Source organism: Streptosporangium amethystogenes (assembly GCF_000721075.1).
GTDB classification, from domain to species: domain Bacteria; phylum Actinomycetota; class Actinomycetes; order Streptosporangiales; family Streptosporangiaceae; genus Streptosporangium; species Streptosporangium amethystogenes.
On sequence record NZ_JOEQ01000045.1, the window covers coordinates 57,466 to 70,807 of the forward strand.

General features: G+C 70.6%; 14 protein-coding genes. 2 read left to right on the forward strand and 12 right to left on the reverse strand.

Translation table 11 applies throughout. The features are described 5' to 3' along the window. Nucleotides 1–119: 119 nt before the first annotated feature. Both IG98_RS0138975 and IG98_RS0138980 read right to left on the reverse strand, forming a co-directional pair. A complete protein-coding gene (locus IG98_RS0138975) occupies nt 120–425 on the reverse strand; it encodes a DUF2470 domain-containing protein (RefSeq protein WP_030924502.1) in 306 nt (101 codons plus the stop codon). Between the two features lie 92 nt (nt 426–517). Further along, entirely contained in the window at nt 518–1,027 is a 510-nt protein-coding gene (locus IG98_RS0138980; RefSeq protein WP_030924503.1) for a heme-binding beta-barrel domain-containing protein, read from the reverse strand. A 202-nt stretch (nt 1,028–1,229) separates the two neighbouring features. On the opposite strand from IG98_RS0138980, the gene IG98_RS0138985 reads away from it, so the two are divergent. Further along, nucleotides 1,230–1,592, forward strand: a complete 363-nt coding sequence (locus IG98_RS0138985; RefSeq protein WP_030924506.1) for a DsrE family protein — start codon at nt 1,230–1,232, stop codon at nt 1,590–1,592. A gap of 62 nt (nt 1,593–1,654) precedes the next feature. On the opposite strand, the gene IG98_RS0138990 is transcribed toward IG98_RS0138985, so the two are convergent. The 5 genes from IG98_RS0138990 to IG98_RS0139010 form a co-directional block, all read right to left on the reverse strand. Further along, entirely contained in the window at nt 1,655–2,371 is a 717-nt protein-coding gene (locus tag IG98_RS0138990) for a type 1 glutamine amidotransferase (RefSeq protein WP_030924509.1), read from the reverse strand. Further along, entirely contained in the window at nt 2,361–3,647 is a 1,287-nt protein-coding gene (locus tag IG98_RS0138995; RefSeq protein ID WP_030924512.1) for a MurT ligase domain-containing protein, read from the reverse strand. Before IG98_RS0138995 ends, IG98_RS0138990 begins: the two co-directional genes overlap by 11 nt. Nucleotides 3,648–3,897: 250 nt before the next feature. Next, complete coding sequence (locus tag IG98_RS0139000) at nt 3,898–6,870, reverse strand: ATP-binding protein (RefSeq protein WP_030924514.1); 2,973 nt, start codon at nt 6,868–6,870, stop codon at nt 3,898–3,900. 277 nt (nt 6,871–7,147) lie between these two features. Beyond that, nucleotides 7,148–9,097, reverse strand: coding sequence for a hypothetical protein (locus IG98_RS0139005; protein ID WP_030924516.1), 1,950 nt, complete (start codon nt 9,095–9,097; stop codon nt 7,148–7,150). A 239-nt stretch (nt 9,098–9,336) separates the two neighbouring features. After that, nucleotides 9,337–9,888, reverse strand: coding sequence for a TetR/AcrR family transcriptional regulator (locus IG98_RS0139010; RefSeq protein WP_030924518.1), 552 nt, complete (start codon nt 9,886–9,888; stop codon nt 9,337–9,339). Between the two features lie 60 nt (nt 9,889–9,948). Here IG98_RS0139010 and IG98_RS0139015 point away from each other — a divergent pair, with 60 nt between their 5' ends. Continuing rightward, complete coding sequence (locus tag IG98_RS0139015; RefSeq protein WP_030924521.1) at nt 9,949–10,977, forward strand: DsbA family protein; 1,029 nt, start codon at nt 9,949–9,951, stop codon at nt 10,975–10,977. Nucleotides 10,978–11,066: 89 nt separating this feature from the next. On the opposite strand, the gene IG98_RS0139020 is transcribed toward IG98_RS0139015, so the two are convergent. From IG98_RS0139020 to IG98_RS0139035, 5 genes are all read right to left on the reverse strand, one after another. After that, nucleotides 11,067–11,363 (reverse strand): DUF1416 domain-containing protein, encoded by a 297-nt coding sequence (locus tag IG98_RS0139020; protein ID WP_030924524.1) that lies wholly within the window; start codon nt 11,361–11,363, stop codon nt 11,067–11,069. Next, entirely contained in the window at nt 11,363–12,202 is an 840-nt protein-coding gene (locus IG98_RS0139025; protein ID WP_030924527.1) for a sulfurtransferase, read from the reverse strand. Before IG98_RS0139025 ends, IG98_RS0139020 begins: the two co-directional genes overlap by 1 nt. Before the next feature lie 15 nt (nt 12,203–12,217). Beyond that, nucleotides 12,218–12,616, reverse strand: a complete 399-nt coding sequence (locus tag IG98_RS0139030; RefSeq protein ID WP_030924529.1) for a DUF4395 domain-containing protein — start codon at nt 12,614–12,616, stop codon at nt 12,218–12,220. 63 nt (nt 12,617–12,679) lie between these two features. Further along, the gene (locus IG98_RS55015) at nt 12,680–12,793 is read right to left on the reverse strand and encodes a putative leader peptide (protein ID WP_386325364.1); all 114 of its coding nucleotides are present in this window, start codon (nt 12,791–12,793) and stop codon (nt 12,680–12,682) included. Nucleotides 12,794–12,854: 61 nt separating this feature from the next. Beyond that, nucleotides 12,855–13,271 carry a TlpA family protein disulfide reductase gene (locus IG98_RS0139035; RefSeq protein WP_030924531.1) on the reverse strand — a complete coding sequence of 139 codons (417 nt, stop codon included), beginning with the start codon at nt 13,269–13,271 and terminating at the stop codon, nt 12,855–12,857. Between the last annotated feature and the right edge of the window lie 71 nt (nt 13,272–13,342).

Sequence of the window (13,342 nt, forward strand, 5' to 3'; positions counted from 1 at the left end):
CAGTGCCCCGGACAGTGGAAAGCGAAGGTCCGCGACCGGGATCGGCTCCGGTGACCGGTCCGTCGCCGATCCTTGCGACCGCCGCGCCCGGCGGGGTCCCAGACCGAGGAGACTCCCGGTCAGTGCTCGCCGCGGGCGGGGACGCCAAGGGCCGCGCAGGCGTCCCGATAGAGACGGACGACCTCCGTACGGACCTGTGCGCGTTCGGTCAGCGCGGTGCTCCACGGGACCCGGACCGGAATCTCAAGCCCGCCGACCACGGCGGCGAACTCGATCGCCTCGGCGTCGACACCGGTCGTCGTCGCGCCGGTGGCCTCGGGCTGTCCGCCGAGGCCCCTGCAGATCAGTAGCGCGTCGTCAGCGTGATCGTCGTTCATGTGGCGCTTGATGGCCTCGACCGCTTCGGGGGTAAAGGGAGTGCTCATTCCACAGAGCGTAGTCAGCGCCCTGCCTCTGTCACCCCCGGGTACGAGCGGGAGCGCTCAGCCGGTGCCCGGCTCGCGCCCCCTTCGGGAATTCACCCGGCGTCGGGAACGAAGTCACCGACCCGCTTGAGCTCGGCCGAGATGTGGGACTGGATCGGCTGGTCCATGGCCGCCATGTCGTACGCCCACATCAGGTTGCCGTTGACCAGGCCGTAGAGGCGATGGCCTCCGGCGTACTCCTTGGCGGTGGCGGTGCGGGCCACCACGTCGGTGTGCAGCTCGATCTTGTGAAAGACCACCTCGCCGACGTAGATCTCCACGATGCCCGTGGGATGTGACAGGCACACCTCCAGCTGGCGCCCGGGGAGCTGGCGCCAGAAACCGGTCTCGACGCCCAGCGGGCGGACCTTGTTGCCCGCCTCGTCGAGCAGCCAGGTGCGGCTGCTGTAGGTCAGGAACGGCTTGCCGTTGTGGCCGAAGACGATTTCCTGGCCGAAGTTGAAACTCTCGATCGTCGGATATCCCCCGACGCCGGCGCCTTCCCACACGCCCACGAGGAAGGCGATCGGCTCAAGATCGGGATGCAGTTCGGGAACGTCCATGGATCCGAGCCTAGGCCCTGCCGTGCGACGCTCGCCGTGGTGAGGGCCGGTCAGACGGTGCCTCTCGGGGCGGGCGATGGGAACGGCAACGCGGTGCGGCGCCACCTGGCCGGCCGCGGTGGGCAAAAGATCCAGGAGATAGGACCTGGAGCCGCCCTGATATGGTTCGCGCCCGCGAGGCGGACCCGCATAGGCTTCGGGCATGGCACGATCACTGGTGATCAAGGTTACCGCCGGCGAAGACTCACCCGAGCGCTGCAACCAGGCGTTCACGGTGGCCGCGGCGGCGTTGGCGAGCGGAGTTCCCGTCTCGCTCTGGCTGACCGGCGAGTCCGCGTGGTTCGCCCTCCCCGGACGGGCGAAGGAGTTCACTCTCCCGCACGCCGCCCAGCTCGGCGACCTGCTCGACGCGGTGCTCACCGGCGGCAGGGTGACGCTGTGCACCCAGTGCGCGGCCCGGCGCGACATAACGGTCGACGACGTGATCGAGGGCATTCGCATCGCGGGCGCCCCCACGTTCGTCGAGGAGGTCCTGGGCGAAGGCGTCCAGGCTCTCGTCTACTGAACGCCGCCCGGTAAGGCGCGCCCTTCGGCCGCCCGGCAACGCCGGACGGCCGGTTTCCGACGTCAGCCGGGCAGCACCGCGGCCAGGCGCTCCTCGCGGAGGCGCTCGAACCAGGAGTCGTCGATCGGCGGCAACTGGGCACCCACCGCCCAGGTGAGCAGCAGGTCGGCGAGGCCGGGGTTACGGGCGAGCGCCGGACCGTGCAGGTAGGTGCCGACGATCTTGCCGGTGTAGCAGCCCTCGGTGCCGTCGCCGTTACCCGTGCCGACCGCCGTATGCGCCAGTGGCCGGACGTCGGGCCCGAGCCGGGTGACGCCCATGTGGTTCTCGAAACCGGTCAGCGTCGGGATGCCGAGCGCCGGATCCGCCTCCCCGGCCAGCTCGCCGACGGCCCGGCCCTCACCACGGCCGCTGGAGATGTCGATCAGGCCGATGCCGTCGACCGGCTGTCCCTCCTCGCCGCCGAAGGTGGTGCCCATGATCTGGTAGCCCGCGCACACGGCCAGCAGGGCCGCGCCCCGCTGGATGGCCCGGTGCAGGCCGCCGTCACGCCGGAGCCGCTCGGAAGCCAGGATCTGCGGCCGGTCCTCGCCGCCGCCGATCAGGTAGATGTCACCGCTCTCCGGGACCGGGTCGGCCGAGCGCACGTGCACGGTCTCGACCGGGATGCCGCGGCGCCGGGCGCGCTGCTCCAGGACCAGGACGTTGCCCTGGTCGCCATACGTGCTCAACAGGTCCGGATAAATCCAGACAAGGCGAAGAGCGCTGTCAGACTGCACGACCGAACTCCGATCGAATCTGCTGGAAGGCGGTGTAGTTGGCGATCACGTCGACCTTGCCCGGCGGTTGCGCGCCGAGCGCCTGCTCGAACGATCCGGCCAGCTGGAACGGCACATCCGCCACATCCAGCCGGAGCGCGAGGTCGAGCCGTCGCTCACCGGTCACGAAGACCGGCCTGCCGCGCAGCACGCGGTAGTCGACGTCCCACAACCATGAGGTGTCGCGGCCATCGGGGCCCTGGGCGTTGACCGAGAGAATCACCGGCAGCGAGGAGTCGAGCACATCGAAGGCCTCCAGCCAGCCGGCCGGGTTCTTGGCCAGCAGCAGCCGGGCGTGCCGTCCGCCGCGCTCCACGGTGGTGTAACGGCCGGCGACCGACCTGACCTCGCGCAACCGGGGCAGCGCCCGTTCGACGGGCAGCCCGAACGCCTCGGCGGTGGCCAGTGCTATCGCCGCATTGGCCCGGTTGGCTCGCCCGGGGAGCTGGATGTCCAGCAGCCAGCGCCGCCCGCGCGGGTCGATCACCGCGTCGTCGTCGAGCACCCAGGACGGCTCAGGCCGCCGGAAGGTGCACTCGCGGCAGGCCCAGTCGTTCTCCCCGGCCTGCGAGGAGGCACCGGAGCCGAGGCTGCCCGGCGGAACGTACTCCATGCCCTTGCGGTCGAGGGGGCCGCCGCATTCGGGGCAGCACCAGGAGTCCTCCTTCCAAGGCTGCCCGGCCGACACCCAGGTCACCGAGGCCGCGGTGGAGGCGCCCCAGGTCACCAGCGGGTCGTCGGCATTGGCGATCACATGGGTGTTCTTGCCGGCCAGCGCCCGCCGCCACTTCTGGGCGAGCAGCCAGATCTCGCCCGCCCGGTCCATCTGGTCCCGGCTGAGGTTCATCAGGCAGATGACCCCGGCGCCGGTGGTGTCGATCACCTCGGGCAGGTACTTCTCGTCGACCTCAAGCACCCCGTACGGGGCGTGCTTGGCCGACGACAGCGCCGAGACGTGCCCGGCGGGCATGTTGGCGCCGAAGGCGTTGGTGGCGACGTCGCCGAGATCCGACAGTGCGGAGGTGATCAGTCGGGTCGTCGTGGTCTTGCCGTTGGTCGCGCTCACCAGCGCGAGCTTGCGGTCGCGGGCCAGCTTGCGCAGCAGGTCGGGCTCCAGGAGCATGCTGACCCGGCCTCCGATCACTGACCCGTCTCCACGTCCGGTGACCCGGGACAGGGTCGCGGCCGTCCGGCCGAGAGCGGTGGCGAGCTGCGCCCGCAGCGGAAGCTGAGTCATGCCGTCTCCTCGCGTGGCGACCGTTCGCGGGACGACCCGGCGGCCGGCCGGCCCGGCCGCGGAGCCGGAATCGCCGAATCGTTCATGCCGCAGATCTTAGCCGGGCTTCGGCCCCCCGACCCCCGAGCGGCATGTCACACGCCCCGGCCGGTGACGGTGAGAGGTGAACCTCACGCATCACCATACGACGGGCACGCCCCCCACAGGCTCCACAGTAGGAAATATGACCGGATGTCCCCCGGGCCACACCTCACTGCTCGGCGAAGACGAGTTCGACGGGTTCCTGCGAATCGGCGTCGAACGGCAGCACGAACCGGTGCGGCCACGACAGCACGTTCTCCAGCCAGCCCGCCCCCATCGTCTGGGCCACGTGCCGAAGCCGCTCGGCCGGGTCGATGCCGATGGTGACCGTGAGGATGTCGCGCTCCACACTCTCGCGCTCGTCGTCACCGAGGATCACCCGCCAGGCCAGTTCCCGGTTGCGGTCCACCTCCATGGAGAGCGGGTGGTGGCGAAGCGCCTTGGCCCGGTGGCCGAGCAGCTCCGAGCCGCCCGCGGGACGGTTGAACAGGGCGTACTCCATGACCGGCGCGGAGCCGCGCGGGTTGGGCGCGGGCTGGCCGTACGGGAAGAGCCGATCCACCTCATGCAACCACCGCACCTGCGGAATGACCCAAGCGGGTCCGGGCCGCTCGCCGGGGTCGCGGTCGGGGCCGAGCAGCCTGGTCGCGATCGCGGCGACCTGCTCGGTCAGCTTGGCCGGGTCGTGGACGGTCCGCAGCGACCACGCGCGGCGGCCCACGCACCGTTCGGCGGTCGTGGCCAGCAGGCATTCGCGCCGCCGTGCCGGAAGCTCCGCCCAGAGGTCGGCCAGTGCCCGGGGCACCCCAGGCGCCGGCCTGTTGGTACAGAACGCCAGCACCAGCGTGTCCGTCCAGATCCGCAGCCAGGCCCACTCGGGCGCCTCGGCGAGCAGGTCCGCCTCGCGCAGCTCGACCAGCGTGCACGCCCGGCCGCCCTGGCACTCCTGCCCGCACGCCGCCGAGCGGCGGCCACAGATGGGCGGCGTGTGACCGGGGACCGGGCGCTCGCGGTCCTCGCCCAGCGGCACCTGGATGCGGAGCGGCCGGTCCATGCCGTCGGCGAAGACCGCGGCGACGCCGGGCGGGAGCGAGACGACCTGTCGGGACTGCTCCTCGCTCAGGTTCGTCGCCGCCCCGACCAACCGGCGGTCGTCCTCGGCGGGGAGCCTGTGGATGACCTTCAGCGCGGTGTTCTTCACGACGTCGGAGACCAGTTTCGTGGGGATCTGCTCGGCGACCACGATGCCCTCGCCGTACGCGCGGATCTCGGCGAGCATGCCCGCCAGGAGTTCGACGGCGTGCGTGCTGGCCCGCCCCGCGCCCCGGTCGCGGAGCAGCCGGTGCGCCTCCTCGATCACGATGACGTGCTTCAGCCCGCTGCTCCGCTCCTTCCTGGCCCGCATTCGCAGGTGCTCCACGATCCGGATGATCAGCGTGCCCATCAGGAACGCCTTGTCCTCGTCGTTGGCGACGTCCTCGATCGCGAGCACCACGTTGCGCTGGAGCAGGTCGCCGATGTCGGCGGGGTGTCCCCCCTCGAAGAACCGACCGGCGGAGCCGACCCGGAGCGACCGCAGCCGCAGCGAGATGAAGCCCTCCACATCGGCCTGAACCTCCCGCCCGTAGCCGATCTCCTTGATCACCTCCATCGCGTGCCGCTGCAGCTGTTCGAGGGTCGGCACGGCGGGCCGTACGGCGGCGCCGGGAGCGGCCCAGCCGGTGACCACGTCCCACCCGTTGGCCTCGTACACCCGCTGCAGGGCGAGCGACATGATCTGCGGGAACGGCTCCTCGGCGTCGAAGGCCGCCATGAACAGCGCCCGGACCATGTCGATGTGGGCCTGGACCGGATAGCCGGGTTCGGGAGCGAGTGGGTTCACGCTGAACGGCACGCTCTCCGGGGCGGACGGGTTGATCACGGTCACCGGGGCGAGGTGCTCGATCCGGCCGCCCATCGAGGCGTACTCGGACTTCGCCGGCTCGATGGCCAGCCACGGGACGCCCGCGCCGGTGAGCTGTTCCAGCAGGTGCCTGACGGTCTGGGACTTGCCGGAGCCGGTGGCGCCGGTGACGAACGCGTGCCGGTTGAGAGTGGCCAGCGGGATCCTGAACGAGCCGACCGGCCTGTCCTGGCCGTCGAGGATGGCCCCGAGCTCGACAGCCGGCGCGCCGGGCGCGGTGTCGGCCTCGCTGGTCACGTCGAAGAAGCCCGCGTCGAGCACCCGTACCCCCGGCACCTCCCGGTGCGGCAGCCCGGCCAGAGCGGCGAGTGCCCCGGCGGTGGCCGCGAACGGGGCGGCGGCACCGTCCGCCGGATCCTGCAGGGTCACCGCCAGCGCCTCGGCGAAACCGTGTACGGGGCCGGACAGCGCGCTGCGCAGGCGGTAGGGGTGGTGGCTCATCTCGGCGGAGCCGACGAGCACCGGGGCGATCTGGCGCAGTTCCTCGGGACCGGCGGCCCCGGCCAGCAACCGGACGTTCCACAGCCCCGCCTCGCGGAAGGCGTCCAGCTCCTGCATGCGCCGCTCGGCCCGCTCCGCGTCGTAGCGGGAGCGTTCGGAGGCGTCGCCGTACTGCCGCAACACGTTGAGCTGGGTGCGCAGGTGCGCGACCTCGGCGTCCAGCAGGTCGGTCTGCTCGGCCACCACCAGCCAGGCGAACGGCCGGGACATGAGCGTGACCAGCGTCGACTCGAAAAGCGTGGGCCGCCTGATCTCGTCGGCGTCCGGCTCGCGACGGCCGCCGAGCGGCGGGGCCTGCCGGCCGGGGCAGACGGTCCACACCAGGTCGGACAGGTCGCGGAGCCACTCGTCACCGATCCGGACGCCGCGGGCGCCGCTGGGAAAGAGCAGCGGCTCGGGGCCGCCGGGGGCGTGCTCGACCTCGGTGGCGGCTCTGCGAGGCGGGCGCGGTGGAGTCAGCGGCCCCGCGTTGGTGATCAGCTCCAGCGGGGCGCCGGACCCCCGGGAGAGCCAGCCGACCACGAAGGGCCGGTTGCGCTGGGCCGTGGAGAGCACGGCGGGCAGGACCGTGACGAAGTCCCACTCGGCGGAGGAACTGCGCGAGGGTGCTGTGATCGCCTGGATTCTGTACCAGGGACCGGTCAGGGCGTTGGGCGGACGGGACACACTTGGCTGCATTTGGTCTCCACCCGGGGGACCCGGCTCCAGGCCGGAGGGTTGACGCTTCACGGATCACTCCGCCATACCGGCCGACGCGTAATCGGGGGTAGGCCACCCCCGTAACCACGGTCGAACCTGACTCGGGGCTCGCACCTCCACATTGACCATCCCATTACGACATACGGACGCCCCATTGGCATGCCCGGCGATACCGTCCCCGACGGGATCATCGCTACCCGGATCACCACCGGCCGAATCCCCGCCCGCCGACGCGTCGGCGGCGCGAGCCCGGATCTCATTGGCGGCGGCGCCAGTCGAGCCTGGCCGGGGGCGGGCCGAGGTTGGGCGGCGCGTCCTCGAACGGGCTCGGCTCGCGTGACTCCGCCTTGCTCTCCTGTACGCGCTCCAGCACGGCTTCCTTGATCTCGTCGAACTCGCCCAGCGTCGTCTTGGGGAAGGTCAGTATGGCCGGGTTGGCATCGGCGAGACGGACCCTGCGCCCCTGGGCGGTGGCGTCGGTGACGATCACCGAGGTGGTGGGAAGCTGCTGGAGCTGGTGAGGCTCGACGAGGAACTCCCGGGAGCGGTGCAACACCCGCTCCGTCTCCCCCATCGCCTTGGTCGCGCGACGGCCCCACTCGGTGGAGAAGGTGATGTCCTCCTTGAGGTCCGCGCGGCTCACGTCGCGCTCGTCGTCGCCCTCCTCCGCCTGGCCGACCGTGGAGATGTAGCCGCCGTCCATGCCGACCCCGGCTGCACTGATCGTCTCGGTGAGCTGGGCGAGCTCCAGGCGGTGCTCGGTGCCGACGTGCTCGCTGGCGATCCGGGCGTCCTCGGCGTTGCCGAGCCGCATGAACGTGACCGCCGCGTGCCCGCGCCCGAGCCGTTCCCGTACGGTCGGGGTCAGCGAGCGATAGGTGAGCACCAGCCCGGTCCTGGAGGTCTCGCAGGCGTCCATGAGCCGGTCCAGCACGTCACCGCGGAGCTTGTCCGCGCCCGCGACGATGATCGTGTGATACCAGGGCCGCTCGGAGGCGGGCGACTGGCGCAGGATGTGGGTCAGCGCGGTGGCCACGTACGTGCCGAGGACGCGGTTGCCGAACACGCCCGCCTGGCGGTCCATCGACACGACCCGCAGGCGGGCGGGCGGCAGGCGTACCGCCTCCGAGCCGAGGGTCTCCAGCTTGCGCAGCTGCGACTCCAGCGCCCAGGCCCGCTCGATCACCACCCGGTCGCTGACGCCACGGCCGAAAAGCGTGCCGATCCGGTCCAGCTGGGTGGCGGTGATCAGACCGCACCGCAGGTCCTCCCGGGGGTCGCCGACCTGGGCCAGGGCGCGGAGCGCGGCGGTGACCTGGTTGATCGTGGCACTCTCGCCGAGGACCTCCAGGACCCGCTCCAGGATCGCGTTGTCGAACGACAGGTCCCTGGTCGTGTGGTGCTCCTCGCTGACGCTCACCACGTGGGCGAGGACATCGGCGAACGCCTCGGGAGCCAACGTGGCTCCCAGGTCGAGCCGGGGCAGATCGGTCGGCAGCACCCAGACCAGCGGATCGTCGCCACCCCTGCGTGCCAGCTCGATGAGGTCCTTGGCGATCGCGCCCTCGGACAGGTCGAGCACGGTCAGGTGGCCACCGCTGTAGAGGCGGGTCGCGCCGAGCAGGGTGATCAGCGCCGACCAGCCGGGCAGCGTGCCGCCGGCCACGTCGATCCGGTCGATCTCGTCGGGCACGGCCACCGCGTACCAGGTCAGCTGGCGGTCGTGACGCTCCTTCTTCTCGGCCCACTCCCGGTAGCGTGCGGCGTGCTCCTCCTGGGCGGCGAAGAGCTCCCGATCCCGCTCCTCCCGTAGCCGATCGCCGGCCACCTCCCGCTCCCTGATGCGGTGACGGACCGCCCGGTCGCCCTGGTGGACGGCGTAGCTGCAGAACACCGCGATGCCACCGGCGGCGATCACCCCGACGGCGGCGAACGACCAGCTCAGCATCTCGGTGAGGCCGAGGACGAGGATCAGCGTGGCGAGTGCGGCCATGAACGCACGGACGATCTTGACCGGCCGGTTCAGGAGGTCCTCGTTGAGGCGCTCCCTGCGCACCCACTCGGGATCGACGGGCTCCGTGGGACTCTCCACCGGCGAGGGTCGCTTGGGAGCCGGACCTGGATCCGGGTGCAACAGCGCATACTGCCAGCCCAGGTAGATCCGGTCCGCCTGGAGTTGCGCATGCTCGGGATGCACGTCCGCCACGGAACCCCTCCGCCATCGGGCTCATCGGAAGCCTCTGAGACAGCGTAAGAGTTCGACATCATATTCGGGCAGCGTTCCCGTCAATCCGCTGTATTTTCCCCAGCTTTACCACCACTTAAGGGATCGATGAGCCGGGTGGGATGGACATCACCGATCACCGTCGTCGCGCATGCTCCCTCCCCGAGGGGCCCCGAAGGCGGCGGCCTTCCTGACGACGCCGAGGATCGCCGGGGTCCGAATCAGCGGATCAGGTTCCACGCCATCGCCGCGATCTCCTCGGCCGGACGGGGCGGACGCTCGCCCAGCCAGTACATGAAGAGCCCGATCAGCGCGCCCGCCACATGATGGGCGTGGATCTCCGGTGGCACCTCGTCGTGTCCGGGGGGCCGGGAGCCCGCCGCGAAGGGGCCGCGCAACTCCGCGGCCAACGCCTCGCGCAGCCGCGCGCAGAAGCGGGCGCTGCCGGAGGGCCCGAGCATCCGCCGGTAGAGCGGGGCCCGCTCACCGACGTGCTCGAACAGCGCGACCAGCGACGCCGGCACCGGCCCCGGCTCCCGGTAGGGACACCGCGCGGCCTCGGCGGCCAGTTCCTTGACCGCGGCCTCCATGGCGTCGAGCACGAGGTCGTCGCGGTCACGGTAGTGAACGTAGACCGTGGCCCGGTTCACCCCGGCCAGCTGGGCGATCTCGGCGACGGTGACCGAGTCGGGATCGCGCGCGGCGGTCAGCTCCAGGGCGGCGGAGCGCAGCCGGGCGCGGGTTCTGCGAATTCTGGGATCGTCTCCGGGCATGCCGCCAACTTTAAACGACACTTGTCGAATAAACGACGCCTGTCGTTTGTTGTGGCGGACATGAAGCGCATCGAAGTCTGGGCCGACATGGTCTGCGCGTGGGCCTACATCGGCAAGCGACGCCTGGAGCAGGCCGACCTCGGCGAGGACGTGGAGATCGTCTGGCGTCCCTACCTCATCGATCCGATGGCTCCGGCCCGGTCCGAGCCGCTGCGGGACGCCCTTCGCGACCCGGTCGCCGAGGGTGCCCTGCGGGCCTGCCACCCCGCCCTGACCCCGGCCGAGAACCGGGCCCGGGTCTCACGCGTCGCCGCCGCGGAGCGGATCGGCGAGCGCGCCGGCGACGGCGGGCAGCGCTGGGGAGCGGTGTGGCGGGCGAACACGTTCGACGCCCACCGGGTCATCGCCCTCGCCTACGGCCGCGGCGGCGCGGCGCTCCAGGACGCGGTCGTGGAGCGGATCCTGCGTGCCCACTTCATCGAGGGCTCCGACATCGGGGACCGCGGCACGCTGGCGGCACTCGCCGCCGAGGCCGGACTCGGGGGCATGACCGAGGCACTGGAGCGCGGCGAGGGGGCGGCGGAGGTCCGCTCCGAACTGCTGCGCGGCAAGGCCGTCGGCATCGCCACCTCACCGACCTTCGTGGTGGGTGAGGTGGCGGTCGCGGGCGCGCAGCCGCCCGAGGTCCTCGCCGACCTGGTACGGCACGCCGCTCCCCGGCGGGAACTCCCCGACGAGGTCAGGTGGCTGCGCCAGGCCGAGGCCCTGCTGGAGGTCAGGGATCCCCTCGGTGCCCTGCGGACTCTGGAGCCGCTGATGGCCGAGCACGGCGAAGACCCCGCCGTCCGCCTGCTGGCGGCCCGCGCCTACTTCGGTTCGGCCCAACTCGGCCGGGCGAGCAAGACGCTGGAGTCGCTGCTGGGGCGCACCCCCGGTGACCACTACGCCCGGTTCCTGCTGGGCAGGACCCTCGAACGCGCCAACCGCCACCCCGAGGCCCTGCCACACCTGCGTCTGGCCGCGGCCATGTCCCCGGAGCCCGACTACCTCGACGCCCTCCGGCGCGTCGAGAACCGGCTGGCCGGCTGACCTGGCACAAGCGAAAAGGACCGGCACTCCCCCGGGGGAGTGCCGGTCCTTTTCGCTTGTGCCGGCTCGGCGCGCGTCGGACCGGAGGGTCAGACGGACACGGCGAGCTGGGTGACCTCACCCAGGCGGGCCTGGGCCGGGATGTCCTTGGTGACGCCGCCGCCCGCGATGATGCGGACGGTCCAGTCACCGGGGGCGGCGAAGAAGCGGAAGATTCCCTCCTCGGACACCACGACCTCACCGGTGAACTCACCGGAGTGGTCGAGCAGACGAGCGTAGGCCGTGCCCGCGCCCGTGACCACGCCCTGGATGACGGCCTGGTTCGCAAGATCGATCCCGGCCGGAAGGGCAACCGTCTGTTCCGGAGCAGCGCATCCCTGAGTCATTATCGAGCCTCTCCCAGTTCGATCGGCACGCCGACCAGCGAGCCGTACTCAACCCATGAACCGTCGTAGTTCTTGACACCTGCCTGGTCGAGGAGCTCGTGCAGCACGAACCACGTGTGAGCCGAGCGCTCCCCGATGCGGCAGTAGGCGATGATGTCCTTGCTGAAGTCGACGCCCGCGCCCTCGTAGAGGGCCTTGAGCTCCTCGTCGGACTTGAAGGTGCCGTCGTCGTTGGCAGCCTTGGACCACGGGATGTTGCGGGCGGTGGGCACGTGGCCGACCCGCTGCGCCTGCTCCTGCGGAAGGTGCGCGGGGGCGAGCAGCTTGCCGGTGAACTCGTCGGGCGAGCGCACGTCGACCAGGCTGAGCTTGCCGATCGCGGCGACGACCTCGTCGCGGGAGGCGCGCAGGGACCGGTCCTGCTCCTTGGCCTTGTAGTCCGTGGCGGGGCGGCCGGGAACGTCCTTGACCAGCTCGCGGGACTCAAGCTCCCACTTCTTGCGGCCACCGTCGAGAAGCCTGATGTTCTCGTGGCCGTACAGCTTGAAGTACCAGTACGCGTAGGCGGCGAACCAGTTGTTGTTGCCGCCGTAGAGCACCACGGTGTCGTCGTTCGCGATGCCCCGGGCGGACAACAGCGCCTCGAAGCCCTCGCGGTCGACGAAGTCGCGGCGGACCGGGTCCTGCAGGTCCTGCTTCCAGTCGACCTTCACGGCGCCACGGATGTGGCCCTTGTCATATGCGCTGGCATCCTCGTCCACTTCAACGAGAACGACACCGGGAGTGTCGAGATTGGCCTCGACCCAGTCAGCGTCGACCAGGACGGCGGAGCGGCTCATTTTGATCCTCCAGGATCATCGTGCGGCGGGTAGTAGGCGGCGAATGATCAAAAACATCTCGCAGCCGAGACAGAAGCCGAAGGCGGCGTTGAGAAATCCGGCGAAAAGTGCCGCCGCGGTGGCCCCGAGGGCCAGCGGCGTGATCTGTGCGACGTATCCGACCAAGCCCACCAGGGCGAAGGCGAGTCCGACTCCCTGCGCGAAGCGCGGCGGGGCGGCGTCCTCCAGCTCCTTCGGAGGGCTTTTCACTATCCCTTTGAAAACCATCCCGTACGGCGAGAGGCCGAGAACGCCCAGTGCGAACACCACGGCCTGTGCGGCCAGCAGCCACGCACTGCCTGTCACCAGGACGAGCGCGAGCACGACTGTTGTGACGGCCGCGGTGAAGCGGAGAGCTCGGGGATCAGCTTGCATCGCTTGATGCTCCTGAAGGGTCGTGCAGATCGGTGCGGCTCGACGGCCGCTTGAGATCGCCCTTTAGGAAATACGACAGAGCGCGGTGGTCACGCGGCAGAAATCAACCGCGCGCCGCTTTGTGAGCAGCTCCGTCGTGGGGTTCATGTCCACGACAGTACCCCGGTGTCCCGCCATCTGTCACATCCCTGTCCAATTTCTGAGACGTGATCATTCGAGGAACGATAGGGTGCCCCGTTCATCCCTCGATCACCAGACCGAGAGCACCGATGACGTCCGCCTTCCTGGGCTGGCCGGAGGCTCGCCGCACCACCCGTCCTGACGGGTCGAGGACGAGGACGGTGGGGGTGCGCAGAATGTTCAGCGAACGGACCAGATCCAGGTGGGACTCCGCGTCGATCTCCACATGCGCGACGCCGGGCACCATCCCCGCCACCTCGTCGAGGATCCGCCGGGTCGCCCGGCACGGCTGGCAGAAGGAACTGGAGAACTGCACCAGCGTGGCCCGCTCCCCCAGCTCCGCGTGGATCTCACCGGACGTCAGCCGCTCCACCTCGCCCCTCACCTCTCGCGCCACGCCGTTCCGCCGCCGAACCACCACGCCCACGAGGGTGGCGAGGGCGAGGGTGACGACCACCACCGTCAATCCGGTCACGGAACACGACAACAGGCGAGCGCTCCGCGCCATTCCCGCGCCGCTCACATATCCGGCACCGTTTCCACGCC

What these genes read in the sequence shown, in the direction of transcription:
- IG98_RS0138985 (WP_030924506.1), top strand. Translation starts at nt 1,230, where the DNA reads ATGGCACGATCACTGGTGATCAAGGTTACCGCCGGCGAAGACTCACCC.
- IG98_RS0138995 (WP_030924512.1), bottom strand. Translation starts at nt 3,647, where the DNA reads ATGACTCAGCTTCCGCTGCGGGCGCAGCTCGCCACCGCTCTCGGCCGG.
- IG98_RS0139025 (WP_030924527.1), bottom strand. Translation starts at nt 12,202, where the DNA reads ATGAGCCGCTCCGCCGTCCTGGTCGACGCTGACTGGGTCGAGGCCAAT.
- IG98_RS0139020 (WP_030924524.1), bottom strand. Translation starts at nt 11,363, where the DNA reads ATGACTCAGGGATGCGCTGCTCCGGAACAGACGGTTGCCCTTCCGGCC.
- IG98_RS0139030 (WP_030924529.1), bottom strand. Translation starts at nt 12,616, where the DNA reads ATGCAAGCTGATCCCCGAGCTCTCCGCTTCACCGCGGCCGTCACAACA.
- IG98_RS55015 (WP_386325364.1), bottom strand. Translation starts at nt 12,793, where the DNA reads ATGGCGGGACACCGGGGTACTGTCGTGGACATGAACCCCACGACGGAG.
- IG98_RS0139015 (WP_030924521.1), top strand. Translation starts at nt 9,949, where the DNA reads ATGAAGCGCATCGAAGTCTGGGCCGACATGGTCTGCGCGTGGGCCTAC.
- IG98_RS0138980 (WP_030924503.1), bottom strand. Translation starts at nt 1,027, where the DNA reads ATGGACGTTCCCGAACTGCATCCCGATCTTGAGCCGATCGCCTTCCTC.
- IG98_RS0138975 (WP_030924502.1), bottom strand. Translation starts at nt 425, where the DNA reads ATGAGCACTCCCTTTACCCCCGAAGCGGTCGAGGCCATCAAGCGCCAC.
- IG98_RS0139010 (WP_030924518.1), bottom strand. Translation starts at nt 9,888, where the DNA reads ATGCCCGGAGACGATCCCAGAATTCGCAGAACCCGCGCCCGGCTGCGC.
- IG98_RS0139000 (WP_030924514.1), bottom strand. Translation starts at nt 6,870, where the DNA reads ATGCAGCCAAGTGTGTCCCGTCCGCCCAACGCCCTGACCGGTCCCTGG.